25 protein-coding genes are annotated in these 26145 nt (G+C 75.6%); 15 read left to right on the forward strand and 10 right to left on the reverse strand.

Translation table 11 applies throughout. The annotated features are described in order from the left end of the window. Positions 1-201: 201 nt before the first annotated feature. A complete protein-coding gene (locus ACWIX7_RS07580; protein WP_448620939.1) occupies positions 202-846 on the forward strand; it encodes an O-methyltransferase in 645 nt (214 codons plus the stop codon). A 115-nt stretch (positions 847-961) separates the two neighbouring features. Here ACWIX7_RS07580 and ACWIX7_RS07585 read toward each other — a convergent pair whose 3' ends face one another. Together ACWIX7_RS07585 and glgC are read right to left on the reverse strand one after the other, a co-directional pair. Continuing rightward, on the reverse strand, positions 962-1450 hold the full coding sequence (locus ACWIX7_RS07585; protein WP_448622139.1) for a 2'-5' RNA ligase family protein: 489 nt from the start codon (positions 1448-1450) through the stop codon (positions 962-964). A 63-nt stretch (positions 1451-1513) separates the two neighbouring features. Beyond that, entirely contained in the window at positions 1514-2734 is a 1221-nt protein-coding gene (gene glgC / locus ACWIX7_RS07590; RefSeq protein ID WP_448620940.1) for a glucose-1-phosphate adenylyltransferase, read from the reverse strand. Between the two features lie 74 nt (positions 2735-2808). On the opposite strand from glgC, the gene glgA reads away from it, so the two are divergent. The 11 genes from glgA (at position 2809) to ACWIX7_RS07645 (ending at position 15269) form a co-directional block, all read left to right on the forward strand. Continuing rightward, a complete protein-coding gene (gene glgA, locus ACWIX7_RS07595; RefSeq protein ID WP_448620941.1) occupies positions 2809-3981 on the forward strand; it encodes a glycogen synthase in 1173 nt (390 codons plus the stop codon). 120 nt (positions 3982-4101) lie between these two features. Then, a complete protein-coding gene (locus ACWIX7_RS07600) occupies positions 4102-5166 on the forward strand; it encodes a hypothetical protein (RefSeq protein WP_448620942.1) in 1065 nt (354 codons plus the stop codon). 60 nt (positions 5167-5226) lie between these two features. After that, the gene (locus ACWIX7_RS07605) at positions 5227-5982 is read left to right on the forward strand and encodes an ANTAR domain-containing protein (protein WP_448620943.1); all 756 of its coding nucleotides are present in this window, start codon (positions 5227-5229) and stop codon (positions 5980-5982) included. A 190-nt stretch (positions 5983-6172) separates the two neighbouring features. Then, positions 6173-6571, forward strand: a complete 399-nt coding sequence (locus ACWIX7_RS07610) for a response regulator (RefSeq protein ID WP_448620944.1) — start codon at positions 6173-6175, stop codon at positions 6569-6571. Positions 6572-6804: 233 nt separating this feature from the next. Further along, a complete protein-coding gene (locus ACWIX7_RS07615) occupies positions 6805-7482 on the forward strand; it encodes a response regulator (protein WP_448620945.1) in 678 nt (225 codons plus the stop codon). After that, complete coding sequence (locus tag ACWIX7_RS07620; protein ID WP_448620946.1) at positions 7472-8809, forward strand: sensor histidine kinase; 1338 nt, start codon at positions 7472-7474, stop codon at positions 8807-8809. The genes ACWIX7_RS07615 and ACWIX7_RS07620 overlap by 11 nt, the downstream gene beginning before the upstream one ends. Before the next feature lie 135 nt (positions 8810-8944). Continuing rightward, a complete protein-coding gene (locus ACWIX7_RS07625) occupies positions 8945-10984 on the forward strand; it encodes a multicopper oxidase domain-containing protein (protein ID WP_448620947.1) in 2040 nt (679 codons plus the stop codon). Next, positions 10981-11640 (forward strand): hypothetical protein, encoded by a 660-nt coding sequence (locus tag ACWIX7_RS07630; RefSeq protein WP_448620948.1) that lies wholly within the window; start codon positions 10981-10983, stop codon positions 11638-11640. The genes ACWIX7_RS07625 and ACWIX7_RS07630 overlap by 4 nt, the downstream gene beginning before the upstream one ends. Then, positions 11637-12296, forward strand: coding sequence for a signal peptidase I (lepB, locus tag ACWIX7_RS07635; RefSeq protein WP_448620949.1), 660 nt, complete (start codon positions 11637-11639; stop codon positions 12294-12296). The genes ACWIX7_RS07630 and lepB overlap by 4 nt, the downstream gene beginning before the upstream one ends. Positions 12297-12357: 61 nt before the next feature. Beyond that, positions 12358-13494, forward strand: coding sequence for a spore photoproduct lyase family protein (locus ACWIX7_RS07640; protein ID WP_448620950.1), 1137 nt, complete (start codon positions 12358-12360; stop codon positions 13492-13494). Positions 13495-13589: 95 nt separating this feature from the next. Continuing rightward, on the forward strand, positions 13590-15269 hold the full coding sequence (locus ACWIX7_RS07645) for a SpoIIE family protein phosphatase (RefSeq protein ID WP_448620951.1): 1680 nt from the start codon (positions 13590-13592) through the stop codon (positions 15267-15269). 39 nt (positions 15270-15308) lie between these two features. On the opposite strand, the gene ACWIX7_RS07650 is transcribed toward ACWIX7_RS07645, so the two are convergent. Both ACWIX7_RS07650 and ACWIX7_RS07655 read right to left on the reverse strand, forming a co-directional pair. After that, positions 15309-15995 (reverse strand): DUF6766 family protein, encoded by a 687-nt coding sequence (locus tag ACWIX7_RS07650; protein WP_448620952.1) that lies wholly within the window; start codon positions 15993-15995, stop codon positions 15309-15311. 85 nt (positions 15996-16080) lie between these two features. Then, a complete protein-coding gene (locus ACWIX7_RS07655; protein WP_448620953.1) occupies positions 16081-16443 on the reverse strand; it encodes a hypothetical protein in 363 nt (120 codons plus the stop codon). A gap of 187 nt (positions 16444-16630) precedes the next feature. On the opposite strand from ACWIX7_RS07655, the gene ACWIX7_RS07660 reads away from it, so the two are divergent. From ACWIX7_RS07660 to ACWIX7_RS07670, 3 genes are all read left to right on the forward strand, one after another. Further along, positions 16631-18133 carry a phytoene desaturase family protein gene (locus ACWIX7_RS07660; RefSeq protein ID WP_448620954.1) on the forward strand — a complete coding sequence of 501 codons (1503 nt, stop codon included), beginning with the start codon at positions 16631-16633 and terminating at the stop codon, positions 18131-18133. A 145-nt stretch (positions 18134-18278) separates the two neighbouring features. After that, positions 18279-19226: a hypothetical protein gene (locus ACWIX7_RS07665; RefSeq protein WP_448620955.1), complete on the forward strand. Its 948-nt coding sequence runs from the start codon at positions 18279-18281 to the stop codon at positions 19224-19226. Next, complete coding sequence (locus ACWIX7_RS07670) at positions 19220-19597, forward strand: GntR family transcriptional regulator (RefSeq protein WP_448620956.1); 378 nt, start codon at positions 19220-19222, stop codon at positions 19595-19597. Before ACWIX7_RS07665 ends, ACWIX7_RS07670 begins: the two co-directional genes overlap by 7 nt. 44 nt (positions 19598-19641) lie before the next feature. On the opposite strand, the gene ACWIX7_RS07675 is transcribed toward ACWIX7_RS07670, so the two are convergent. From ACWIX7_RS07675 to ACWIX7_RS07700, 6 genes are all read right to left on the reverse strand, one after another. Further along, the gene (locus tag ACWIX7_RS07675) at positions 19642-21072 is read right to left on the reverse strand and encodes a hypothetical protein (RefSeq protein ID WP_448620957.1); all 1431 of its coding nucleotides are present in this window, start codon (positions 21070-21072) and stop codon (positions 19642-19644) included. Beyond that, positions 21072-22583: a leucyl aminopeptidase family protein gene (locus tag ACWIX7_RS07680; protein WP_448620958.1), complete on the reverse strand. Its 1512-nt coding sequence runs from the start codon at positions 22581-22583 to the stop codon at positions 21072-21074. Before ACWIX7_RS07680 ends, ACWIX7_RS07675 begins: the two co-directional genes overlap by 1 nt. A gap of 89 nt (positions 22584-22672) precedes the next feature. Then, complete coding sequence (locus ACWIX7_RS07685; RefSeq protein WP_012947303.1) at positions 22673-22840, reverse strand: DUF3117 domain-containing protein; 168 nt, start codon at positions 22838-22840, stop codon at positions 22673-22675. A 229-nt stretch (positions 22841-23069) separates the two neighbouring features. Continuing rightward, on the reverse strand, positions 23070-23618 hold the full coding sequence (locus ACWIX7_RS07690; RefSeq protein WP_448620959.1) for a DNA-3-methyladenine glycosylase I: 549 nt from the start codon (positions 23616-23618) through the stop codon (positions 23070-23072). 10 nt (positions 23619-23628) lie between these two features. Beyond that, a complete protein-coding gene (locus ACWIX7_RS07695; protein ID WP_448620960.1) occupies positions 23629-25056 on the reverse strand; it encodes a fibronectin type III domain-containing protein in 1428 nt (475 codons plus the stop codon). Positions 25057-25171: 115 nt separating this feature from the next. Then, positions 25172-26077, reverse strand: a complete 906-nt coding sequence (locus ACWIX7_RS07700) for a DMT family transporter (protein WP_448620961.1) — start codon at positions 26075-26077, stop codon at positions 25172-25174. Between the last annotated feature and the right edge of the window lie 68 nt (positions 26078-26145).

Genomic DNA, 26145 nt, shown 5'->3' on the forward strand with positions numbered 1-26145 from the left:
GCTCCGGGCGGTGTTCCCGTTCACAGGGAGCTCACAGCTGCGCCGGCAGCGGGGCGGCGACCCCCTCGGCCACTACCCTCGGCCGGTGATGAGCGCTCCGAGGACGACGGGCGAGCGAGCATCGCAGCGAGCTGCCCGGAGGCCGGCGCACCGGCGACCGACGGCGTCGAGCGGGGAGCGGGACCAGCCCGGAGCCGAGCGGTGAGCACCGAGGCGCCCGGGCGGGACGGCGTGGCCTACGCCGACCGCTTCGCCGCCGAGACCCCCGCACTGGTGTCGGCCCGGACCCGCGCGGCGGGGCTGGCCGGCGCGCCGCCCGTGACGCCCGCGGTGGGCGCCACCCTCGCCGTCCTCGCCGCCGGGGCCGCGGCCCGCACCGTGGTGTCGATCGGCAGCGGCGGCGGCGTCGCCGGGCTGTGGCTGCTGGAGGGCATGCGGCCCGACGGCGTGCTGACCGTGCTCGACGGCGACGCCGAGTCGCTGCGCGCCACCCGCCGGGCGTTCGCCGACGCCGGCCACCCGCCCGGCCGCACCCGGATGATCTTCGGCACGACCGGGGAGGTCCTCCCCCGCCTCTCGCCGGGCGCCTACGACATGGTCGTCTGCACCGGGGCGCCCACCCAGTACGCCGCGCACCTGGGCGCGCTGGTCGAGCTGGTCCGGGTCGGCGGGACGGTGGTGTGCCACGGGCTCCTGGACGGCGACCGGATCGCGGACCCGCGCGCACGGGACGACCAGACGACGGCCTGGCGGGACGTCGCCCGCGCCGTCCGCGAGCACGACGACCTGACCTCCGCCGTCCTACCGATCGGGGCGGGCCTGCTCGCCGCCACCCGCCGCCGCTGACGGCCCCGTCCCGAGGCTCGCGCCGAGCCCAGGCGGCCCCGCGCTCAGAGGCTCGCCCCGAGCGTGCGAGGGGTGAGGAGAGCGGGGTCCTTCCCGAGGAGGACGGTGTCCTCTCTCAGCAGAACGGGTACTCCGCGACCGGCGCCCACGGCCCGCCGAGGTAGCGCCACAGGCCCAGGCCGCGCGCGCCGACCCGGTGGGGCACGAACTCCGCGGCCAGCCGGTCCCGCAGGGCGCGGGCGACCGCCGGCTCCACCTTGTTCTGCACCGTCACGTGCGGTGCGTGCCGCTGCCGGTCCTGCGGGGTGAGCCACGGGTCCCAGGCGGCCGCCAGCCCGGCGCGCAGCGCGGTCAGCTCCGGGGCCTCGAGCGTGTAGGCCACGCCGCGGCCGAGCAGCCGCAGACCGGTGACGGCGACGTCGAAGGCGGGCCGGCGCACCGCGTCGGCGAGGTCGGCCGACACCGCGTCGACCTGCTCGCCGGGCAGCGCGTGGAACAGCGTGACGTGCGCGGCGAGGTGGTTGCGCCCGGCGGGGAAGTGCGCCGCGCGGAGCCGGTCGAACCGCTCCTGCGCCGCCGGGGCCAGGAGCAGCGTGACGATCAGCGGAGGAAGGACCCCGTCCTCCTCACCCTCGCAGGCTCGGGGCGAGCCTCGGGACGGGGCCGTTCAGCGCTGGGCGCGGGCACCCTTGCCGAGGACCGTCACGCCGCCGGAGCTGACGTGGTAGCGCTCGCGGTCGGCGGCGAGGTCGACGCCGATGCGGGTCCAGTCCGGGACGACGACGTTCTTGTCGAGGATCGCCCGCCGCACGTAGGCGCCCTCTCCGACGTACACGCCGTCCATGAGCACGCTGTCCTCGACCCGCGCGCCCCGCTCGACGCGCACCCCGGGCGAGACCACGGAGTTGTGCACCGAGCCGCCGCCGATGATCGCACCGGCGCTGACCATCGACTCCTCGGCCCGTCCGCCGAGCACGAACTTCGCCGGCGGCTGCTGCGGCGGCAGGGTGAGGATCGGCCAGCGGTCGTTGTAGAGGTTGAAGACCGGGGTGACCGAGACCAGGTCCATGTGGGCGTCGAAGTAGGCGTCGATCGTCCCCACGTCGCGCCAGTAGCCGTGGTCGCGCTCGGTGGCGCCGGGGACGATGTTGGTGGAGAAGTCGTAGACCCAGGCGTCTCCGGCGTCGGAGAACATGGGCATGATCGAGCCGCCCATGTCGTGGACCGAGTGCTCGTCCTCGGCGTCCTTGCGGAGCGCCTCGAGCAGGGCATCGGTGGTGAACACGTAGTTGCCCATGGAGGCGAAGCTCTCCTCGGGCGAGTCCGGCAGCCCGGGCGGGTCGGCCGGCTTCTCCAGGAAGCCGCGCACCCGGCCCTCGCCGTCGGCGTCGATGACGCCGAACTCGGTGGCCTCGTGGCGGGGCACCCGCAGGCCGGCGATGGTGACGCCCGCACCGGTGCGCAGGTGCTGGTCGATCATCTGGCCCGGGTCCATCCGGTACACGTGGTCGGCACCGAAGACGACGACGATGTCCGGCCGCGCGTCGTAGATCAGGTTGAGGCTCTGGAAGATCGCGTCGGCGCTGCCGGTGTACCAGCGCGGGCCGAGGCGCTGCTGTGCCGGCACCGGGGTGATGTAGTTGCCCAGCATCTGCGAGAGCCGCCACGTCGTGGTGATGTGCCGGTCGAGGCTGTGGCTCTTGTACTGGGTGAGCACCGCGATCTGCCGGATCTCGGCGTTGACCAGGTTGGACAGGACGAAGTCGATGAGCCGGTAGTTACCGCCGAAGGGCACTGCCGGTTTGGCCCGGTCCTGCGTCAGGGGGGCCAACCGCTTGCCCTCACCGCCGGCCAGGACGATGCCGAGAACCCGAGGACCGCCACGCATGGGTCGCAACGTATCCGCTGTCAGCCGCGGGCGCTCCACCGCGGTGCGCGCCAATCACCCCTAGGGTGACCGGCGTGCGCATCGGCATGGTGACCCGGGAGTGGCCGCCGGACGTCTACGGCGGCGCAGGAGTACACGTGGAGCACCTCGCGGCGGCGCTCCGCGCGCTGCCCGACGGACCCGATCTCGACGTCCACTGCTTCGGCGGACCACGGGCGGACGCGACCGGCCACGAGGTCCCCACCGGCCTGCAGGGCGCCAACGGCGCACTTCAGGCGCTCGGGGTGGACGTGGAGATCGCCGGGGCGCTGGCCGGCGTCGACCTGGTGCACAGCCACACCTGGTACGCCAACGGCGCGGGTCTGTTCGCCTCGCTGGTGCACGGCACCCCGCACGTGGTGACGGCGCACTCGCTCGAGCCGCGCCGGCCGTGGAAGGCCGACCAGCTCGGCGGGGGCTACCGGCTCTCCTCCTGGGTGGAGCGCACGGCCTACCTCGCCGCCGACGGGGTCATCGCGGTCAGCAACGGCATGCGCGACGACGTGCTCGACGCCTACCCCGACCTCGACCCGGCCCGCGTGCACGTCGTGGGCAACGGGGTGGACGCCCAGGCCTACCGGCCGGTGCCCGACCCCGACGTCGTCCGCTCGCTCGGCGTGGACCCCGACCGCCCCTACGCGCTGTTCGTCGGCCGGATCACCCGCCAGAAGGGCGTCGTCCACCTGCTGCGGGCGGCCGAGCAGCTGCCCGACGACGCCGGGCTGGTGCTGTGCGCCGGCGCCGCCGACACGCCGGCCGAGCGGCAGCAGGTCGCCGACGCGGTGGCCGAGCTGCAGTCCCGACGGGACGGCGTGGTGTGGATCGAGGCGATGCTGCCGCGCGAGCAGCTGGTGCCGCTGATCACCGGCGCGACGGTGTTCGTCGTCCCCTCGGTGTACGAGCCGCTGGGCATCGTGAACCTGGAGGCGGCGGCGTGCGGCACCGCGGTCGTCGCCAGCGCCGTGGGCGGCATCCCCGAGGTGGTCGCCGACGGGGTGACCGGCCTGCTGGTCCCCTACGACCCCGACGACGTCCCCGCCTTCGAGGCGGGCCTCGCCGCGCGCGTCACCGAGCTGCTGCACGACCCGGAACGGGCCACCCGCATGGGCCAGGCCGGCCGGGAGAGGGTGCTGACCGAGTTCGGCTGGCCGGCGATCGCCAAGCAGACCGTGGACGTCTACAGCGCAGTGATCGCGGCCCGGAGGTGAGGAAGGACCCCCTGCCCCCGCCACTCGCAAGCTCGTGACGGGCCCCTGCAGGGGGCCACGGGCATCCCGGGCTGATCGGGCGCCGACGCGCCACGGGGGACGCGTCGGGAGGGGGAACCGTTGTCGCAGGCCGTCGCGCCCGTCGTCCAGGTCGGGCTGGTGGCCGCCCCCGGGGCCCCCGCCGAGCTGGCCGACTGGCTGGTCGAGGAGCTCGGCGGCGAGCTGGCCGCAGAGCACCCGCAGGTGCGCTGGGAGGTCCGGGCCGTCGAGGACGGGCTGGTGCAGCCCCCCGCCGACGACGACGAGATCGTCGCGGCCACCCGCCGGCGGCTGCTCGCCGAGGACTGGGACCTCGCCCTCGCGCTCACCGACGTCCCGTTGGAGGTCGACCGGCGGCCGGTGGTCGGCTCGGCCAGCCCGGTGCACGGCGTAGCGCTGCTCTCACTGCCGGCGCTGGGCGCGGTCGGGCTGCGCAGACGGGCACTGCAGACCGCGCTCGGGCTGGTGCGCACGCTGATGGGCACCAGCGAGGACGGCGACGCCGACGACCGCGCCGCGATGGGACGTCGGCTGCGCGAGCTGGCCACCGACCCGGCTGACGGCAGCGCCGGGGTGGCCTTCACCGCCCGCGTGCTCACCGGCAACCTGCGGCTGCTGCTCGGCATGGTGCGGGCCAACCGGCCGTGGCGGCTGGCCGTCCGGCTGTCCCGCGCGCTCACCGCGGCGATCGCGGCCGGCGTCTTCGCCCTCATCACCCGCGAAATCTGGGCGCTGGCCGACAACTCCGGCTGGCCGCGGCTGACGCTGATCGCCATCGGCTCGGTGGTCGCCGTCGTGGTCACCCTCGTCGTCGGGGCGGAGCTGTGGGAGCGACCACGCTCGCACCGGGTGCCCAAGCAGGTGCTGTTGTTCAACGTGGCGACCACCGCCACCGTCGTCATCGGCGTGCTGACCCTCTACGCCGTGCTGTTCGCGCTCGCCCTCGCCGGCGCGCTGCTGCTCGTGGTCGCTCCGCTGTTCGCCGAGGGCCTGGGACACCCCGTCCACTTGTCGGACTACCTGGAGCTGGCCTGGCTGACCTGCTCGCTGGCGACGGTGGGCGGCGCCCTCGGTGCGGGGCTGGAGTCCGACGACGCGGTGCGCGAGGCGGCCTACACCTACCGGTCGGAGCAGCCGGCGCACTGATCCGGTCCGGGACACACCCCAGCACCCCCCGTTGCCCCGGCGTGGCGGATGATCCTGTTCGTGTCATCGATCGCCGAGCGCTTCCGCGTCGCGCTGGAGGAGGTCCGCGAGCCCGATCTCGCCGTTCCCGAGCTGCTCCCGGTGCAGCTGTCGCGCGCCTGCGCCCGGACGCTCGGTGTGGACGCCGTGGGGCTGAGCGTGACCGCCGGCGAGGGGGGCCGGGCCCCCCTCGGGGCCAGCTCGCCGACCGCCGACCTCGCCGAGCGGCTGCAGTTCACCGCCGGCGACGGCCCCTGCGAGACCGCCCAGCAGCACCAGGAGCCGGTGTTCGCGGCGTTCGCCGACCTGCAGCGCCGCTGGCCGGCGTTCGCGCGGCTGCTGGCCCGGCACACGCCCTACCGGGCGGTGGTCGCCCTCCCGATCGGCGAGACACTGGCCGGTCCGGGCGCCATGGACCTGTTCTTCACCGACGAGAGCACCGTCCCCGAGCTCGACGTCTTCGAGGCCATGGCCGTGGGCGACCTGACCTGCGCGGCGCTCGGTGACGCCGCCGTCTGGGCACCGTGGTCACCGCGCGGGGGCCCGGCGTGGCTGCACGGTCCGGCGGCACGGGACCGCGGGCGGGTCTGGACCGCCATCGGCCGCGTCGCGATGGCCCGGCGGCTGAGCGCGCCGGCGGCCCTGGACGTGCTGCGCTCCACGGCCCGGGCCGCCGGCCGCACGGTCGACGACCTGGCCAGCGACGTCCTCGCCGGCCGGGTGGACCCCGCCGGCCTCGAGCAGCCGAACGGTCGTCCCCCGGCCTCCCACGACTGACCGGCGGGCTCACGCTGGGTCACGGCCCGGTTCCGGTCGGCCCCCTCGGTTGGGGGTCGGCTCCCCCCGGGGTCGGGCTGTCCCCGTCCGGTGACCGGTCGGCACACTGGCCCGGTGCCGCGGGGCGGCACCACGACGGCCGACCGGTCGCCAGGACACGACCGCGACGGCGCGGAGGGGGAGGCGACGCGTGATCACGGTGCTGCTCGCGGACGACCACGCGTTCGTCCGCGACTCCCTGGTCGAGCTGTTCAGCGCCAGCGGTGACCTCACCGTGGTCGCCGAGTGCGAGGACGGTGCGCAGGTGCTCGACGCCGCCCGGCGCACCCGGCCCGACGTCATCCTCCTGGACCTGGCCATGCCGCGGGTCACCGGCCTGCAGGCGGCCCGCGAGCTGCTCGACGAGCGCCCGGAGTCGCGGGTCGTCGTCCTCACCGGGTCGCTCACCCCGGCCCTGGTGCGGGAGGCCCGCGAGATCGGCGTCGTGGGTTACCTGCTCAAGGGCGAGGACCCCGGCGCGCTGCCCGGCCACGTGCGCACGGTCGCCGCCGGGGGCACCGTCTGGAGCGCCGCGGCCGCCGGCTACTGACCCTCCGCACCCGGGAGCAGTGCCCCCTCACCCGTCCGGGGGAACGGGCCCGTGAGGGAAAGCATCGGTACGATCACGCAGGGTGGTGACTCGCTGGTAGTGACCGGTCCCACTGGGGACCTCTCGCCCTTCAGGGGTGTAACGCCCCTGGTCAGGTGAGCAGATGTCGGGTCCCATGATCCTGCTCCCCCGCAGCGGCGGGCCGGGGCACGGGGACATCACGGGGGTTTCTGATGACGCTTGCCCATCTGGAGCGGTCGACCGACCTGGCGCGGGTCCTGGTGGTCGACGACCACCGCACCTTCGCCGAGCTCCTCTCGGGAGCCCTGGCCTCCGCCGGGATGGACGCGGTCGGCACCGCGCACTCGGCGGCGCAGGCGGTCGCCATGGCGCAGGAACTGCAGCCCGACATCGTGGTCATGGACATCGAGATGCCCCGCCAGGACGGGCTGGCCGCCACCCGCCGGATCCGCGAGGTCGCGCCGGACGCCGTCGTCGCCGTGGTGACCGCCCACCGCGACCCCGACTGGGTCGTCCGGGCCGCGCAGGCCGGCGCCTCGGCGTTCATCCCGAAGGACGGCTCGCTGGCCGAGATGATCGACGTCCTCTCCCGGGTGCAGCCAGGGCAGATGCTCGTCGCGCCGTCCACCTTCGCCGGTGGCGCGCCCCGCACCCCCTCGGCCGGGAGCCGGGGCATCGTGCCGCAGCTGACCCGGCGCGAGCAGGAGGTCCTCGACTGCCTCGGCCGCGGGATGCAGGTCAAGGCCATCGCCCGGGTCCTCGGCATCACGCTGGAGACCTGCCGCGGCTACGTGAAGTCGCTGCACGCCAAGCTCGGTGTCCGTTCCCAGCTGGAGGCGGTCGTCAAGGCCCAGCAGCTGGGGCTCCTCGGCGCCGCGGATGAGCGCTGAGCTCGGCTCCTCCCCCACTCCGGGACCCACTCCCGCCCGTCGCCGCACCGCCTGGGGCCGTGAGCTGGCCGCGTTCTGCGCGGTCGCGCTGTTCGTCCTGCTCGCCGTCTCGGCGGGCACGGTCTGGCTGAGCGAGCGGATCGCGCGGGACAACGCGCTCGAGGAGGCCGAGGGCATCGCCGAGCGGCTGGCCGAGCTGCTGGTGGCCCCCGTCCTCGCCGAGGCGCTGGCCGGGGTCCCCGGGCGGTGGGAGGAGCTCGACCGGGACGTGCGGAACCGGATGAGCGACGGGTCGGTGACCCGGATGGTCGTCTGGCGGGCGACCGGCGAGATCGTGTACTCCAGCGAGACCGGGCAGCAGGGCCGGGTCATCCCGCCCTCGGACGGCCTGCTGGCCGCGGTCGGGGGCGAGACCGTCGCCGAGGTGGACGAGGAGCCGGAGACCACGCCCGGCGACGGTCCGCAGACGCTGCTGGAGGTCTACACGCCGCTGACCGTCGCCGGTGAGCAGCTGGTCTTCGAGGCGTACTTCGCCTACGACGGCATCGACCGGCAGGCGGCGCGGCTGCGCGGTCAGATCATCCCGATGGCCATCGGCGCCCTCGTCGTCCTGCAGCTCGTGCAGGTGCCCATCGCGGCGTCGTTGGCCCGCCGCGTGCGGCGCCAGGAGGCCGAGCGCACCGCGCTGGTGCAGCGCAACGTCGAGGCCTCCGACCGCGAGCGGCGGGCCATCGCCGCCGACGTGCACGACGGGCCGGTGCAGGACCTCGCCGGGGTCAGCTACGCCCTCTCGGCCCTGCGCAACAGCGTCCCGGAGGAGCGGCAGCCCACCGTCGACAAGCTCGTGGGCGCGATCCGGCACGCCGTCCAGTCGCTGCGTCGGCTGATGGTCGACATCTACCCACCCGACCTCAGCGGGCCGGGTCTGGCCGTGGCGATCGCCGACGCCGCCGAGCCGCTGCGCGCCGCCGGCATCGAGGTGCTCATGGACGCCGCCCCGCTGCCGGAGACCGCGCCGGACGTGACCGCGGTGCTCTACCGCACGGCCAAGGAGGCGCTGGCCAACGTCGCCCACCACGCCCAGGCCAAGCGCACCTGGATCACCCTCGAGGAGACGGAGCTGCGCGGGGCACTCGCGGTGCGCCTGGAGATCGCCGACGACGGCGTCGGCTTCCCGGCGTCCACCGACAAGCGCGCCGAGGGCCACCTGGGGTTGACGCTGCTCCGGGACCGGGTGGTCGACCTCGATGGCATCGTCACGCTGGGTGACCGGCCCGGTGGCGGCGCGATGCTGACCGCTGTGGTGCCACTGCACCACGCACAGTGACGCCACGAGCCGCTGACCTGCGCAGACCCCCCAATTGCGGGAGCCCCCCGCCCCCCTCGATCCGGCTGTGACAGGGGCGGCGGACACGGGAGTGTTCCTCCAACGATCACCGCAGGTGAGTGAGGAGCACCCCCGATGGACACGCCCAGCCTGAATCGCCGCGACGTCCTCAAGGTGTCGCTGGCCGGGACCGCGGCCATGGCCCTGCCGTACCAGGCTGTGCTGTCGGCCAAGAGCGCCTCGGAGCTCGACGCCAAGAGGATGCCCCGGCCCTACGTCGCCGCCTTCACCGCCCCGCCGGTGCTGGCGCCGTACCGCTCCGACGACAAGCCCGGCAACAGCTACGGCGCCGTCCCGGGCACCGGCGCCCCGATCGTCGGCGCCGCCTACACCGGCACCGACTACTACAAGATCGAGCAGAAGCCGACCCAGGTCGAGTTCATCAAGGGCGTCAAGACGACGATGTGGGGCTACAACGGGCTGGTCCCGGGGCCCACCATCCGCGTCTACCAGGACAGCTACGTGAACACCGGCCAGAGCCGCCGGGTGGTCATGCAGCAGATCAACAACCTGCCGGCCAAGCACCCGACCATGGGCTACGTCCCCTGGACCTCCACCCACCTGCACGGCTCGCCGTCCAAGCCGCAGTTCGACGGCTACGCCGGCGACCTCACCGACCCGGGTGAGTGGAAGAACTACATGTACCCGAACAACTGCTCGCCGCGGACGCTCTGGTACCACGACCACGGCGTGCACCACACGGCCCAGAACGTGTACATGGGCCTGGCCGCCCAGTACCACCTGGTCGACGAGCAGCTCGAGCGCGACCTCGGCATCCCCCGGTACGACCGGGACAAGGCCCGGCTGGGCCGGCCGCAGTACGAGTTCCCGCTGATCATCAGCGACGTCATGTTCGCCGGCAACGGCCAGCTGATGTGGGACGACGACGGGGAGTCCGGCCTCTACGGGGACGTCATCCTGGTCAACGGGGTGCCGTGGCCGACGATGAAGGTCGAGCCGCGCAAGTACCGGTTCCGGGTGCTCAACGGCTCACTGGCCCGCGGCTACACGCTCAGGCTGAGCAACGGCAAGCCGTTCCAGGTCATCGCCACCGACGGCGGGTTCATGCACCGGCCGCAGACGGTCACCACGCTGACGATCGGCATGGCCGAGCGCTACGAGATCGTCATCGACTTCGCCGACCTGAAGGGCACGAGGGTCCAGCTGCTCAACGGCGGGGTCAAGAACGCCCGGGACTACGACCACACCGGCAAGGTGATGCAGTTCGAGGTCGGCACGACGGTCACGAGCACCGACGGCAACACCGTGCCGAGCACGCTCGGCACCCCGCACCCGGTGATGACGCTGGACCCGGCCTCGTCGAAGGCCACCCGCCGGATGCGGCTGGAGCGCAGCAACGGCCTGTGGGTGATCAACGGCGAGACCTGGGACGACGTGGTGAAGACGAAGTACGAGCACGTCTTCGCCAAGGTCGAGCCGCGCAGCACCGAGATCTGGGAGGTCGAGAACTCCTCCGGCGGCTGGTTCCACCCGCTGCACGTGCACCTGGTCGACTTCCAGGTCCTCAGCCGCAACGGCCGCCCGCCGCGGCCGGAGGAGCTGGGCCCCAAGGACGTCGTCTACGTCGGCGAGGGCGAGATCGTCCGCCTCCTCCTGCACTTCGAGCACGAGGAGGGGCGGTACATGATCCACTGCCACAACCTCTCGCACGAGGACCACGACATGATGACCCAGTACCAGGTGGGTCACCACGACATCGACTGCGACTCGATCAACACCTGCCCCCCGACCCGTGGCACGCCCGACGACTTCGAGTCCGCCGACCCGGACGAGGTCCTCAAGGCGTACGAGAAGGCCCTCGAGGAGCAGGCAAAGGCGGCGGAGGAGGCGGCGGAGGAGGCGGCCGAGCAGGCGGCCGAGACGACGCCGCCGGCCCCGGCGACCGACACCGGCACGACGGGCGGGACGACGCAGGTCGGCACCGTCACCACGACGGCGCCGGCCCCGGCCCCGGCCCCGGCCGCACCGACGACGTCCGCCCCGCCGGCAGCGCCCACGACGTCGGCTCCCGCCCGTCGTGGCGCCACCACCACGACCACGGCTCCGGCGCCGACCACGGCGACGGCCACCCCGACCCGCCGGCGGTCGCGGTGACCGCCGTCGCCCCGGCGCCGGCAGCCACCCGGGGGGTGCTGCGGTCCCGTCGCCGCACCGCCTGGTGGCAGCTGGCCGCGGCGCTCGGCCTGGCCACGGCCGGGGGGCTGCACGTGGCCGCCGCGGTCGACCACCTCTCGGCGGGCTCGTTGGCGGTCGGCTTCTTCCTGCTCACCGCGCTGGCCCAGGCGGGGTCGGCCGCCTGGCTGGTCCTCGGCGCGTGGGCCGGTACCGGCGCGGGCCGGCCGCTGGTGGCGACGGCGCTGCTCGGCACGGTCGGTCTGCTGGCCCTCTACGTCGTCGCGCACACGACCGGGCTGCTCGATGCCTTCGCGGTGCACGACACGTTCACCGGCGGGCACGAGCACGACGTCCCCGGCCGGGTGACCACGGCGGTCGACCCCGTGACCGGCGTCGAGTTCGCGCAGGGCATGCCGCTGGGCGCCTCCGGGCCGGTGGCGATGGACGGGCTCCCCGGGTCCACCGGCGGGCACGGCCCCGAGGCGGTCGGCACGGCCGTGGTCGCCGCCGAGCTGCTCACCGTGGCCGCGCTGGCCGCCCTGCTGCCGGCATCCTGGCGGGGCCGGGCGCTCAACGGGCTGCTGGTCCTGGGCGGGGCCGCATGGGCGCTGTGGCTCACCGGCGTCCTCGGGTGAGGACCGCCCCCCGAACTGCCGTCGCGGTCCCCGGTGACCCCCGCACCAGGGACCGCGGCGGCTCCCCCCGGCACCGGGCTCCCCGTGCCGGGGCGGCCCCCGGGCCGACCGCCGGAGCCGGCTCCGGCGGTCGGCCGTGGCGGCGGCTGCGCGGCGCCGTCCTCTGGCTCGCCGCCGGGGCGGCGCTGCTGCTCGTGGCCGCGACCTCCGGCCTGCTGCCGCTGCAGCCGATGCACGTCGACTCCGACAGCATGACGCCGACCGTCTCGCCCGGTGACCTGCTGCTCGTGCGGCACGGGCAGGGGCCGGTGCAGCGCGGCGACGTCGTCGCCGTGACCGACCCGCTCGGCGACGGGATGCTGGTCAAGCGGGCGGTCGCGCTGGGCGGTGACGAGGTGGCCATCGAGGACGGCGTGCTGGTCGTCGACGGGACGGTGGTCTGCGAGCCGGCGATCGACCCCGCCCGGCTCGACGGTGTCTGGTTCGGCCCGGTGACCGTGCCCGAGGGCGAGCTGTTCCTGCTCAGCGACAACCGCGACGGATCGGTGGACTCCCGCGCGTTCGGCCCGGTGCCGGTGTCCACCCTCGTCGGCACGGTGCCCGCACGGCTGTGGCCCGTCCCGGGCGCGCTCCCGTCGCCGTCCGACGGCTGCTGAGACCCGGCACGACGCGCCGACCAGCAGGAACACCCCGCAGGCACCCGGCGCTGTACCCGGCGTGGGAAGCCCCGCCACCTCCTCGTCCCCCGCCCACCCCGCCGCGTCGTCCCCCGCGTCCGCCCCCGCCTCTCCCGACCTGTCCCGCCTGCTGCAGGTGCGCCAGGTCTACGCCGAGCCCGCCGCCCTGGCCGCGCCCCGCGGACAGCAGGTCCTGGCCCGCTTCCCCGGTGCCGAGGTCGTCGAGGTCCCCTCGCACTGGAAGATCCCCGAGCTGCACGGCAACGAGGGCAACGTCGAGCGCTGGGTGCGCGTGAAGTCCGAGACGCTGGTGCTCGGCGTCAAGAAGTCGCTGACCGCCCGGCCCAACGGCCGCTCGGCGAACTGGATCGCCCCCTCGACGGCCAACGGCTGCGCCATGGCCTGCGCCTACTGCTACGTGCCGCGGCAGAAGGGCTACGCCAACCCGATCACCGTCTTCACCAACATCGAGCAGATCACCGGCTACCTGCGCCGGCACGTCGCCCGGCAGGGTCCCAAGACCGAGCCCGACCAGTGCGACCCGGAGGCCTGGGTCTACGACCTCGGCGAGAACAGCGACTGCTCGGTCGACGCGCTGGTCAGCGACAACGTCGCCGACCTGGTGGCGACCTTCGCCGAGCTGCCGACGGCGAAGGCCTCCTTCGCCACCAAGTACGTCAACCGGCAGCTGCTCGAGCTCGACCCGCGCGGCCGCACCCGCATCCGCTTCTCGGTGATGCCCGAGGACGACGCCAGGGTGCTCGACATCCGCACCAGCCGGGTCGCCGAGCGGATCGCCGCGGTGGACGACTTCGTCGAGGCCGGCTACGAGGTGCACCTCAACCTCTCCCCCGTGGTGCTCCGCGAGGGCTGGGAGGCCGACTGGGCGCAGCTGCTGCGCCGGCTGGACGACGAGCTCTCCACCGCGGCCAAGGCGCAGGCCGCCGCCGAGGTCATCCTGCTCACCCACAACCGGGACCTGCACCAGGTCAACCTCGGCTGGCACCCCAAGGCCGAGGAGCTGCTCTGGCGGCCGGACCTGCAGCAGCCCAAGCGCAGCCAGAACGGCAGCTGGAACGTGCGCTACCGCAACGACGTCAAGCGCGCCGGCGTGACCCGGGTGCAGGAGCTCGTCGCGGCGCACGCGCCGTGGCTGCGCATCCGTTACGCGTTCTAGCGCAACGGCTCGTGTCGATGTGTCGACACGCCGTGCTGGGTTGCTGACGCAACGTGTGCGACCCTGGGAGGCAACCCCGGGTTGGAGGTGAGGGGATGGCGCTCGACCACGAGGCCGCGGTGGCGGCGCCGTCCCTGCTGACCGCGCTGCCGGACACCGTGGTCGTCGCCGACGCCGCGGGCCGGATCACCTACGTCAACCCGCACGTCCGGGTGCTGCTGGGCTACGAGCCCAGCGCCGTCCTGGGCCGGCCGCTGGAGGTCCTCATGCCCCAGCGCTTCCGCCGCGGCCACGGCACCGACTACACCCGCTTCCTGGCCACCGGGCAGGGCGAGCTGGCCGGACGCACCACCCAGCTGCCGGCGATGCACGCCGACGGCCACGAGGTCACCGTCGACGTCACGCTCGCGATGGTGCCCCCGCCGGAGGGCGCCGGGCCGGAGGCGGCAGGGGTGGTCGCCGTCCTCCGCGACGCGAGCACCACGGTCCTGCTGGAGCGCCAGCTGATGGTCAGCCGCTACCTGGCGGCGACGCTGCGGGTCACCGCCGCGCTGACCGAGGCGCCCGACGCCGACGTCGCCTTCCGCGACCTGCTGCCGACCCTGTGCACCGAGCTGGACTGGGACGCCGCCACCCTGTGGGAGCCCGACGGCGCCAGCCGGTCGCTGAGCCACGTCGGCACCTGGACCGCCCCCGGCTCGGAGGCACCGGCGCTGCACGCGGCCTCCCACGCCCACCGGATCGGCCGCGGCGAGGTGCTGCCCGGACTGGTCTGGACCCGTCGCGAGCCCGTCGTCGTCGAGGACCTGTGGGCCCAGCCCCGCCTCACCCGTCTCGCGGCCGCGCGCGCCGACGGGCTGCGCACCGGCGTCGCCTTCCCCGTGGTGCGCGGCGAGGAGCTGCTCGCGGTGTGCGAGCTGTTCTCCCGCGAGCTGCGGCCGGTGCCGGCCGAGCTGCTCGACGTGCTGGCCCACGCCGGTCGCCAGATCGGCCAGTTCCTCGGCCGGCTGCGCGCCGAGTCCGAGGTCCGGCAGCTGGCCGACACGCTGCAGCGCAGCCTGCTGCCCTCGCACCTGCCGGCCATCCGCGGCGTCGACCTGGCCGCGCGCTACCGGCCGGGCGGCGGCGCCGGGCTGGTCGGCGGGGACACCTACGACGTCACGCCGCTGCCGGACGGCCGCTGGATGGTGCTCATCGCCGACGTCTGCGGCACCGGCGCCGAGGCCGCGGCGGTCACCGCGCTGACGCGGCACACCGCCCGGGCGGCGGCCAGCCCGGCGGCCGAGACGACCGCCGGCCCGGCCGAGGTGCTGCGCGCGGTGAACGCGGCGCTGCTGCGCGCCCGGACCGACGGCCCGCTGCGCTTCGTCACCGCCTGCTGCCTGGTGCTCTCCCCCGGCCCGGACGGCGTGTGCGCGACCGTCGGCGTGGCCGGGCACCCGCTGCCGGTGCTCGCCTGCCCCGACGGCCCGCGGGAGATCGGCGTGCCCGGCCGGCCGCTGGGCATCACCCCGGACCTCGACGTCCCGGTGGTCGAGGTGGAGCTGCCGCCGGGGTCGACGCTGGTGCTCTACACCGACGGGGTCACCGAGGCCCGTGACGACACCGGCGCCCAGTTCGGCGAGGACGGGCTGCGCCGGGTGCTGGCCGCGGGCTGCGGGGACGCGGAGGCGACCGTCGAGGCGATCACGGCCGCGGTCGAGGAGCGGCTGCGCCACTCCCGCTACGAGGCCGACGACCTCGCCGTCCTCGCCCTCGCCGTCCCGCACCGCTGATGCCCACGAGCGTGCAGACCTCGCGGCGCAGGGAGGTCCTCACCCGGTCTGGCCGGTGTCGGCGTGCGCGGCGCCCACCGGCTTGGACTCCGGTGAGCCACGCTGGCGCAGGTAGACGGCGAAGATCGCCATCGAGCCGACGGCCAGCATCTCGGACTGCCAGTTCTGGAAGGACCGGTTCCAGAAGTCGGCCTCGCCGAGGTAGCCGGCCCAGCTGACCGGGTCCTGCCGCTGGCCCAGCTGCTCGGAGTTGTAGGCGGCCCAGCCGGCCACCGAGCTCGCTGCCCAGGTGAGCAGGAACAGCACGGCCATGAGCAGGCCGAGCGAGCGGGAGAAGACCGCCGTCCGCCACCCGCCGGTGCGCGCCCACGCGGGAGAGCTCTCGTCGGCGTGCGGCCCGACCTGCTGCTCGCGGTCGGACTCCGTGCCCTCCTGGCCCGGCTCCTTGGACTCCGAGGAGCCCCGCTGGACCAGCCAGACGGTGGCGAAGACGTAGAGGAAGAACTGCAGGTACTCCGACTGCCAGTTCTCCATGACGTCGACGCCGAAGGATGACGAGGTGACGTAGTCGAGGAAGGACACGGTGGGCAGGCCGTTGGCCAGCTGCCGTGCGTTGTGGTCGGCCGTCCCGGCGATCGCCTGGCCGACGAGGGTGACGAGGAAGAGCCCGCCGAACGCCAGGGTCAGCGCGTTGGCGCGGAGGAAGCGGTGGCGGGGAGCGGTCATCGGCCCATCAGCCCCAGCGCCACGACGTAGGCGATCCCGAGCAGGATGACCGCCAGATAGCCGAGGAAGACCCCGCGGACGCCCTTCACGGCCCGTCCACCTCGCAGTCGTAGGGCAGCTCGCCGCGCGGCTGGCAGGCCGCGGCGGTCACCCGCCAGCCGGCCGGGGTGTCGGTCAGGAACACCGTGTCGCCGCTGAGCCGGACCTGCGCGTCGCTGCCCCAGACCTCCACGGCCTCGACCGCGCCACCGGGCAGCGGGAGCTGGCCGATGACGTCGGCGCACGGGGCCGACTCGTCGGACTCGAGGGTCTCCAGCGTCGACGGCGCGAGCAGCGCGCACCGGTCAGCGGGGGCTGCGCCCGGGTCCTCGAAGGCGCCGGCCACCCGGGCGACGTCGTCCTCCTCGAGACCGGCGCAGCCACTGAGGACTGCCGTCGCCAGGACCACTGCGGCGAGCCTGAGTGTCGTCGGGGTACCCACCCGCGCCCTCCCGTCCTCCCCCTCCGCCTCCGGTGGCGCTGACCGGGACGGCGGCCGCCTACCCCGGCCCGCTTCTGCGGCAAACGGCCGTCCCCCGAGCGGGGGAACGGGGGTTGCCCCCGGGCCGGCGGCCGGCCCGCCGTACCGTGGCGGCGTGGCGCGGGTGGCGGTGGTGGGCGCCGGCCTCGGCGCCCTGGCGGCCGCGGCCCGGCTGGCCGCCCTCGGCCACGCGGTGACGGTGCTGGAGCAGGCCCCGCAGGTCGGCGGCAAGCTCGGCTGGTACGCCCGCGACGGGCACGGCTTCGACACCGGGCCGAGCCTGGTGACCCTCCCCCGGCTCTACCGCGACCTGTTCGCGGCCACCGGCGGCCCGCTCGAGGACGCCGTCGACCTGGTGCGCCTGGACCCCGCCGTCGCCTACCGCTTCGCCGACGGGACACCGCTGTCCGTGCCGGGCGACGCCGCGACGATCCCCGGCGCGCTGGACGCCGCGCTGGGGACCGGGGCCGGGGCCCAGTGGTCGGCGCTGATGGCCCGGGCCGGCCGGATGTGGCGGGTCACCGAGCAGCCGTTCCTGCGCTCCCCGCTGGCCGGGGCGGCCACGCTGGCCCGCCTGGCCCGCAGCGGCTCCGACGTCGCGACGGTCGCACCGTGGCGCACGCTGCGCGGCCTGGGGACGGCGTACCTGCGCGATCCGCGGCTGCGCACGCTGCTCGACCGCTACGCCACCTACTCCGGCTCCGACCCGCGGCGCGCGCCGGCCGTGCTGGCGACCGTGCCGTACGTCGAGCAGCAGTTCGGGTCCTGGTACGTGCGCGGCGGGCTGCGCCGGCTGGCCGAGGCGGTGGCGGCGCGGGCGGTCGAGCGGGGCGCCGTCGTGCGCACCGGGACCGCCGTCGAGCGGGTGCTGGTCGAGGGCGGCCGCGCAGCCGGTGTGCGACTGGCCGGCGGTGAGGTGCTGCGGGCCGACGTCGTGGTCTCCGGTGCGGACGCCGCGGCGCTGTACGCCGACCTGCTGCCCGTCTCCCGCCCGACCCGGCGGGTGCGCCGCGACCTGGCCCGCAGCACGCCGTCCCTCTCGGGGTTCGTGCTGCTGCTGGCGCTGCGCGGGCGGACGCCGGGGCTGGCGCACCACACCGTGCTGTTCCCCGACGACTACGACGCCGAGTTCGACGCGGTCTTCGGCGTCGGGCGGCACCGCGGCGCCCCGCAGCCGGTCGCCGACCCGACCGTGTACGTGAGCGCGCCCGAAGACCCGGCGACCCGCCCCGACGACGACAGCGAGTCGTGGTTCGTGCTGGTCAACGCGCCGCGGCACGACCCGGTCGGCGGAGTGGACTGGGACGCCCCGGGGCTCGCCGACCGGTACGCGCAGCAGGTGCTCGAGGTGATGGCCCGCCGCGGGCTCGACGTCCGCGACCGGGTGCGCTGGTGCGTCATCCGGACGCCGGCCGACCTCGAGCGCGACACCCGCAGCGTCGGCGGCTCGATCTACGGGACGTCGAGCAACGGCGCCCGCGCGGCGTTCCTGCGCCCCGGCAACGCCTCGCCCGTGCCGGGGCTGTTCCTCGTCGGCGGCTCGGCGCACCCCGGCGGCGGCCTCCCGCTGGTCGCCCTGTCGGCGGAGATCGTCGCGGGGTTGGTCGGTCCCGCCTGACCCCGTCCCTGCTCAGCGGACCGGTCGGCCCAGGCACGTCCTGCCCCCTCTGCAACGGGACGCTCACCGGTCAGCTGATCTTGCCGATCGCGCAACGCTCTGCCAGGATTGTTCTACTTGAACTAGAACAATCTCGGAGGTCAGCGTGCGCCGCATCGTCCCTTTCACCGTCGGGTCGCCTCTACTGGCGACGGGGGCGGTGGCTCTCGCTGCGCTGGCCTGGCGCGACCGGCTGCCTGCTGGGATGGCCTCGCACGTGGGCCCGAGTGGCCTGGTCGACGACGTCACTGCGGCCGGGACGTTCGCCGCGACAGCGCTCGCGATCGGCACCGCCCTGGCCCTGCTGTGGGGCCTGCTGGCACGCAACGTGCGACGGAACCCGGCCGGGCTGCGGGTGCTGGCGGCCGCCTCCGTGGGGTCAGCCGCCGTGCTCGCCGCCGGCCCGGCGGTCCTGCTCGTCGCCAGCCTCGACCGCGGCAGCGTCCTGGGAGAGCCGGCACCCGGGTGGCTGCTCCCGGTGGTGGCCCTGGCACTGGGTGGGGGGAGCCTCCTGGGATGGGCGCTGGCACGGGTGCCGGCTCCGACCGAGGCGCAGGGGCCGCCACCGCCGGACGCGCCCCGGATCGAGCTGCCGGCAGGCGGCCGCGCCGTGTGGACCCGCGTGGTGGTGGCCCGCCCGATGCTGGTCGGCGCCGTGGCGCTCGCCGGTGTGGGCGTGGTGCTGTCCGCCACCGTCACCCCCGGCGCCGGCGTCCCGGCCCTGGTGGTCGCCGTCCTGCTGGCCCCGACGACCTCCGTCCGCGTCACCGTCGACCACACCGGCGTGGGCGTCCGCCCGACCGTCGTCCCGCGTCCCCGCGTGCACGTTCCGCTGGCCCGCGTGGTCCGCGCCGGGCGGTCCGACGTCCGGGCTCGGGAGATGGGCGGCTGGGGGCTGCGGATGCGCGGCGAGCGGACGGCGGTCGTCCTCCGGGGCGGCGAGGCGCTCGACCTGGGGCTCGCCGACGGTTCCCGCTTCCTCGTCACCGTCGACGACGCCGCGATCGCCGCCGCCCTGGTCAACACCCTCGCCGAGCGGAGCCGGGTGTGCTGATCGGGATCGACCCGGCCTCTCAGGTCCCGCTGGGCGACCAGGTGGCTGCGGCGGTCCGCCGGAACATCGCCACGGGGGCGATCGGCCCCGGCGACCGGCTGCCGGCGGCCCGCGACCTCGCCGCCTCGCTCGACGTCAACGTGCACACGGTGCTGCGCGGGTACCAGCTGCTGCGGGACGAGGGACTGATCGAGCTGCGCCGCGGACGCGGGGCGGTCGTCAGTGCGGCGGCGACGGCGGACGGAGCGGAGCTGGCCGAGGCCACCGGCCGGCTGGTCGCCGCGGCACGCCGGCTCGGCCTGGCGGAGGCGGACGTCCTGGAGACCGTGCAGCAGGCGCTGCGCCGGCCCACGACCACCCCCCACGGCTGACAGAGGCCCCTGCCCCTGCCCCCACCGCGGCCCCGTCCGGAGGCTCAGCTGCGGGCGGCGCCGTGGCCGAGCAGGGCGGCCAGGCCGAGCGCGCTGCGTGGGGCGTAGGCCGACCGCCACAGCCCGCCGTGCACCGCGGCGTACGCCTCGTCCTGCCACGGGTACGCGTGTGCCGGGCCACCGCCGGTGTGCAGGTCGTGCACCAGCAGCGCGGCCATGAGCACGTTGGACGTCGCGGGCTCGAACACCTCGACGCCGAACCGGTGCGCCCCCGCGTAGGCCGCCGCGAGGGCGCGGTTCTTCACCACCGAGCGGGTGCGGGTGGGCGGGGCGACGTTCATCGACACCGTCGTCCCGGCGGCCCGGGCCACCGTCGCCCGCCACCGCTGCAGCCGCTTGGCCAGCGCGTAGTTCGGACCCTGCTGCGCCACCAGGCTGTCGACCACGCCGGGGTCGCTGCCCGGCAGGTACGCCCGCTGCAGCAGCCGCCCGGCCGACAGGGTCCGCAGCGGCCGGCCCAGCAGCTTCGCCGTCCGCGATCGCCCGGCGTAGGCGCGCACCGACTGCGCCACCGCGTCCGGCGGGACGGCGAAGACGTCGGTCGGCGTGGCGAGGAAGGCCAGGGCGACGTAGTCGCGGGCCGCGGCCAGCCGGACGGTGAGCGCGTCGACCGCCGTCGACACCCGGACGTTGGTGGCGCCGTCGGCGTAGACGTAGTCGCCGAGCACCGGGCGCCCCGGCAGACCGGCCACCCAGTCGGCGACGGCGGGCACCTCGGTGATCAGGTCCGCCCCGCCATCGGGGTACAGCAGCGTGCCGGCGCCACGGTGGGCGGTGTCGAGCACCCGCTCCCACAGCGCCGGGCGGGGCAGGTCGACCCCGGCCACCCGGGCGCCCCAGCGCAGCAGCGCGGTCAGCGGCCCCATCTCGGCACCGGCACCGAGCACGACGACGGTGGTGTCCGGCAGCGCGAGCCACTCCGGGTGCGCGACGACGGTGCGCACCGCCTCGGCGGCCGAGGGCTCGAGGACGCCGCACTCGACCCAGGTGTCCAGCCGGCGCAGCAGCGCGTCGCCGCGCAGCCGCTCGCCGCGGAAGGGCAGCGACAGCTCCCCCTCCGGCTCGGCGGTGCCGGCGACCTCCGCGGTGGCGAGGGCGCGGCCGGCGGGCGCGCCGGCCAGGTCGCCCAGGCCGGTCTCCTCGCCGTCCGGGCCGGCCACCCGCATCCGCCGGTGCAGCGAGGCCAGGCCCGCGTCGGCGATCGCCAGTGCCGCCTCCCGTGAGACCAGCCCGGCCTCCACCAGCCGGCGGAAGTGCGGCAGGTACCCGGCTCGCCAGTTGGTCTCCCGTTCGGCCGCGCCGGCGCCGGCCGGGTCGACCGGGCGCAGCGCGTCGGCGACCACGGCCCGGCCGAGCGCCCCGGTGCTGCGCCGCCCGTCCGGCCCGGCCGGGAAGACGACGCCCTCCTCGGCCATCAGTCGACCACCACGGGCGCGTCCACCGGGGCGCCGGCCTCCAGCCAGCGCAGCAGGGTGCGGGCGCCGAAACCGGTGCCGCCCTTGACCACCTCGGCGTCGTCGGACCCGGCGCGGGCCGGCCCCGCGACGTCCAGGTGCGCCCACGGCAGGTCCCCGGCGAAGGGGCGCAGGAACAGCGCGGCGGTGGTGCCGCCCGGGTTGCCCGGTGCGTTGTTCGCGTCGGCGACGGTGCTCTCCAGCAGGTCGGCGTGCTCCTCGGCCAGCGGCATCCGCCACACCGCCTCGCCGGCGTGCCCGGCGGCGGTGCGCAGCGCGTCGGCCAGCCCGTCGGTGGTCGCGTACAACCCCGCGGTCCGGGTGCCGAGCGCGACCTTCATCGCCCCGGTCAGCGTGGCGACGTCGACCAGCACGGTGGCGCCGAGCTCCAGCCGCGCCCACGCCAGGCCGTCGGCGAGCACCATGCGGCCCTCGGCGTCGGTGTTGAGCACTTCCGTCGTCCGGCCGCCGACGTGCCGGACGACGTCGGCCGGGCGGTAGGACGAGCCGGAGACGGCGTTCTCCGCGGCCGGGACGACGGCGGTGACGGCGACCGGCAGCCCGAGGCGGGCGGCGGCGTCGACCGCGGCGAGGACGGCGGCGCCCCCGGCCATGTCGGTCTTCATCTCGCGCATGCCGGCGTTGGGCTTGATCGAGATGCCGCCGGTGTCGAAGGTGATGCCCTTGCCCACCAGCACGGGGTGGCCGGGCGTGGCACCCGGCGGCCGGTAGGACGCCACGATGACCCGCGGCGGGGACGCCGAGCCGCCGCCGACGGCGAGCACGCCGCCGAAGCCCCCGGCCCGCAGGTCGTCGGGATCGAGCACGTGCACGGAGACGTGGTCGAGGCCGGCGAGCCGCTCCCCCGCCTCGGCGGCGAGCCACGCCGGGTCCTTCGTGTTGCTGGGCGTGTTGACCAGGTCCCGGGCCCAGGCGACCGCGTGCCCGGTGACCTCGCCGGCCCGCGCGGCGGCGGTCACCGCGGGGTCGGCGCCGTCGGCGGCGACGACCGTGACCGTCTCCAGCCGCGGCGGGTGCGGCGTGGAGGTCTCCCGGAAGCGGTAACCGGCCAGCAGCGCGGCCTCGACGGCGGCGCGGACCTCCTCGGCGCCCGCGGGGGCCGCCGCGTCGTCCAGCGCCAGCACCAGCCGGCGCGCGCCGTGCTCGGCGAGGGTCTGCGCTCGCCGGACGGCGGTGGCCACGTAGCCGCGCAGGTCCGGCAGCGTCGCGTCGCCGACCCCGACGGCGACCACGCTGCGCGGGCGGCGACCGGGCACCGGCAGGTTGGTGATGTCGCCCGGGCGGCCGGTGTTGCCGGTGTCGGCCATCGCGCCGGCGAGGAGCCCCGCGTCGACCGGCGCGTCCGGCCCGGTCAGCCAGCCGGGCAGGGCGGTGCCGCTGCCGACCGGCACGGCGAGGACGTCGTCCTCACCCAGCGCCGGGAGGGTGGACAGGACCTCGACCCGCGGCAACGGTGCGGCCCCGGTCGCCGGCGTGCTGCCGGCGGCCGGGGCCGTGTCGCGCTGCGCGGGGCTGCCCGGGGGCAGGTGCGCTGCGGTGTTCAGCTGGTCGCGCCCTTCAGTGCCTCGGAGAGGGCCGCGGCCTCGTCGGGCGACAACTCGACGACGAGACGGCCGCCGCCTTCGAGCGGAACGCGCATGACCAGGCCGCGCCCTTCCTTGGTGACCTCGAGGGGACCTTCACCCGTGCGCGGCTTCATGGCCGCCATGCGTGCCTCCTTCGTCGGCCGTGCGCAGCCCGTGGGCTGCGCACGGCGTCGTCGATGCTGTGAGCGCCGCTCACATGATCCCGTATCCCCGGCGCAGGTCCAACCCGAGGGGAGAAGGACCACCCTTCCCCCCACGCCTCGCACGCTCGGCGCGGGCCCCTGGAGGGTGGCCGTTCCAGCACGTCACCAGGTTCGGGGCGGGACCCTGCAGGAGGGCCGTTCCAGCAGGTCACCGCGCGCGGAAGCAGGACGCCACGTGGTCGTCGACCATCCCGGTGGCCTGCATGAGGGCGTAGGCCGTCGTCGGGCCGACGAAGACGAAGCCGCGGCGCTTGAGCTCGCGGGCCATCGCGGTCGACTCCGGACTGGTCGCCGGGACGTCGGCCAGGGTCGTCGGGCGGGGCCGCGGGACCGTCGGCGCGAAGGACCACAGCAGCGCCGAGAGCCCCTCCGGGACCCGCTGCGCGGCGCGGGCGTTGGAGATGGCGGCAGCGATCTTGGCGCGGTTGCGGACGATGCCGGCGTCGGCGAGCAGCCGCGCCTCGTCGTCCGGGCCGAACGCCGCCACCGCGTCGACCGAGAAGCCGGCGAAGGCGGCGCGGAACGCCGGGCGCTTGCGCAGGATGGTGATCCAGGACAGCCCGGACTGGAACGCCTCGAGGCAGAGCCGCTCGAAGAGGGCGTCGTCGCCGTGCAACGGCGTCCCCCACTCCTCGTCGTGGTAGGTCACGTACTCCGGCGCGCTGTTCGCCCAGTCACAGCGGATGCGCTCGTCCACGCCAGGCACGCTAGCCACCACCACCGACGACGGCGCTCAGCCCAGGCCCACGCCCACGGCGCCGGTCCGCAGGTCCTTGGTGTAGAGGTCGCGCAGCCGGTTGACGTCGGCCGCGGTCAGCGGCTGCGACGTCGTCACCAGCACCCGGTCGCCGGTGACCGCCACCAGCCGCCCGTACTCGGCCGGAGTGATCGCGCCGGTGGGGCCGGTGGTGGGGCGCCCGGAGGCGTCGGCGGTCACCAGCACGAGCGGCCCCGGGATGCCGCCGTCGAGGTCGCGCCGGTAGTGGTCGGTGTGCCCGTTGGTGTCGGCCGGCAGCGCCGCCGCAGTCGTGGCGTAGAGGGCGTAGCGGCCGGTCGGGTCGCGAGCTCGACCTGGTGCTCCCACACCGTCGTCTGCCCCGTCCCAGGCGGACGACGGCGCCGGTGACGGTGTCCACCCCCGTCACGCCGGTCGGGGCGGGCGGCGGGGTGAGGTCGGTGGGCGTGGCGCTCGCCGTGGCGGAGCCGGAGCGCTTGCCGTGGGCGTCCACCGCGACCAGCGCGTAGGCGTACGTCGAGTCGTTGGCCAGCCCGGGATCGGTGTACGTCGACCCGGCCGGTGTCGCGATCTCCACACCGTCGCGCAGCAGCACGTGACCGGCCAGGTCGGGCTCGGGACCCGCCGTCCAGGAGAGGGAGACCTGCCCGTCGCCGCGGACGGCGGTGAACCCGGCCGGCACGGCCGGAGGCGTCAGGTCGGGGGGCCGCGCCGCCGCGGCCCCGGACGGCCCCGAGGCGTTGCCCGAGGTGTCGACGGCGACCAGCGCGTAGCCGTACGTCGTGTCGTTGACGACGGCGGTGTCGGTGTAGGCCGTCCCGGTCACCGTGGTGAGGACGGCGCCGTCGCGCAGCACGCGGTAGCCGGCGACGTCGGGCTCGCCGTTCGCCGTCCAGGTGAGGTCGACCCGCCCGTCGCCGCGCGCAGCCATCACGCCGGTGGGGGCGGCCGGTGCGACGGTGTCCCGCGGCGTGCCGCGGACGGGGGTGCTGGCCTGGCCCACGTACGTGGTGGGGAAGAGGAACACGACCTCGCTGGTCACGGTGCGGACGGTGACCGTGTACTCCCGGCCGTTGACCAGCCCGGTCAGGGTCGCGGTCCGGGTGGCGGCGTTCGTCGTGACCCGGGGCGTCGTCTCGGCGTCCACGAACACCTGGTAGCCGCTCGTGGCGGTCTCGGCCGACGCGGTCCAGGTGACGGCCAGGGCCCGGTCGGTACCGGTCACCACGACGCTCGCCGGTGGCGCCGGGTCCTGGGTGCTCACCGTCTCCAGCCGCGGTGCGGGCACGGGCTGCCCGCCCAGCGCCACGGCGAGCACGGCGAGGACGACGGCCAGCAGCCGCAGCAGGCGGCTCCGGGAGCGCCCGGCTGCGCGCTGAGCAGCCCCGGCGTCGCGCATCTGTCGCGTCCCTCCTGCCGGAGGCGCCCGCGGACCGGCGGGTGCCGGAGTCGTCCTCGACACGCACCGGGACGTTGCTTGAGGCGAGCCCGACGGCCCCACCCGGACGGGGGACTCAGGGGACGGCGGCGTCCACGTCCCCCAGCTCGGTGCGGTCGCGGCGCACCGGGCTGCGGCGGGTGGCCAGCACGCAGCCGAGCACGACGACCGGCAGGCCGACCGCGAGGCCGAGGGTGAACGGCTCGTCGAGCAGCAGCACGCCGAGCAGCACCGCCACGGCCGGGTTGAGGAAGGTGATGACCAGCGCGCGCTGAGGGCCGACCTCGCGGATCAGCGCGAAGAACAGCGCCAGCGCCACGGCGGTGCACACGACCCCGAGGACGAGCACGGCCATCAGCGCGTCGGCGGGCGCCCGCGCGGCCGCGCCCAGCCGGGGGACGGCGAACGGTGCGTAGACCAGCGCGGTGACGGTGAGCGCCACCGCGCTGGCGGCCACGCCCGGCACGTCGGGGAGCGCGCGGCTGACGATGAGCGGCGCGGTGGCGTACCCGACGACGACCAGCGCGACCGCGAGCAGCGGCAGCGGCGCGATGCCCTCCACGTCCAGGCCGAGCAGCACGGCGATGCCGGCCACGCCCAGACCCATGCCGAGCAACCGGACGCGGCCGAGCCGCTCCTCCTCGCCGGTCAGCCGGCCGGCCAGCGCGGCCACGAACGGCACCCCGGCGACGAGCAGGCCGGTGAGCGAGCTCGACAGCGTCTGCTCGGCGTAGGCCAGCAGCAGCCACGGGCCGGTCATCTCCAGCACGGTGAAGGCCAGCAGCGGCCGCCAGCGCCGCAGCGCCGGGCGCAGCTGGCCGCGGGCGACCGTCCAGGGCAGCAGCAGCGCCGCGCCGAGCACGCACCGGCCGAAGACGACGACCACGGGCGGCAGCTCCTCGACGGCCACCTTGATCAGCAGGTACGGCACGCCCCAGATCAGCGACATCGCCAGGAACAGCGCCCAGCCCCGCCGGCTCACCGCTGCCCCCGCGCCTCGCCGCACTCCCGCACCCCGCCATCCTGCCCGGGCGTTTCCCGTCCCTCGCA

The organism is Geodermatophilus sp. URMC 65, assembly GCF_053502545.1.

Coding starts and splice junctions, on each gene's coding strand:
- glgC (WP_448620940.1), bottom strand. CDS start 2,734: ATGCGTGGCGGTCCTCGGGTTCTCGGCATCGTCCTGGCCGGCGGTGAG.
- ACWIX7_RS07615 (WP_448620945.1), top strand. CDS start 6,805: ATGACGCTTGCCCATCTGGAGCGGTCGACCGACCTGGCGCGGGTCCTG.
- ACWIX7_RS07620 (WP_448620946.1), top strand. CDS start 7,472: ATGAGCGCTGAGCTCGGCTCCTCCCCCACTCCGGGACCCACTCCCGCC.
- ACWIX7_RS07625 (WP_448620947.1), top strand. CDS start 8,945: ATGGACACGCCCAGCCTGAATCGCCGCGACGTCCTCAAGGTGTCGCTG.
- ACWIX7_RS07645 (WP_448620951.1), top strand. CDS start 13,590: ATGGCGCTCGACCACGAGGCCGCGGTGGCGGCGCCGTCCCTGCTGACC.
- ACWIX7_RS07650 (WP_448620952.1), bottom strand. CDS start 15,995: ATGACCGCTCCCCGCCACCGCTTCCTCCGCGCCAACGCGCTGACCCTG.
- ACWIX7_RS07675 (WP_448620957.1), bottom strand. CDS start 21,072: ATGGCCGAGGAGGGCGTCGTCTTCCCGGCCGGGCCGGACGGGCGGCGC.
- ACWIX7_RS07685 (WP_012947303.1), bottom strand. CDS start 22,840: ATGGCGGCCATGAAGCCGCGCACGGGTGAAGGTCCCCTCGAGGTCACC.
- ACWIX7_RS07695 (WP_448620960.1), bottom strand. CDS start 25,056: ATGCGCGACGCCGGGGCTGCTCAGCGCGCAGCCGGGCGCTCCCGGAGC.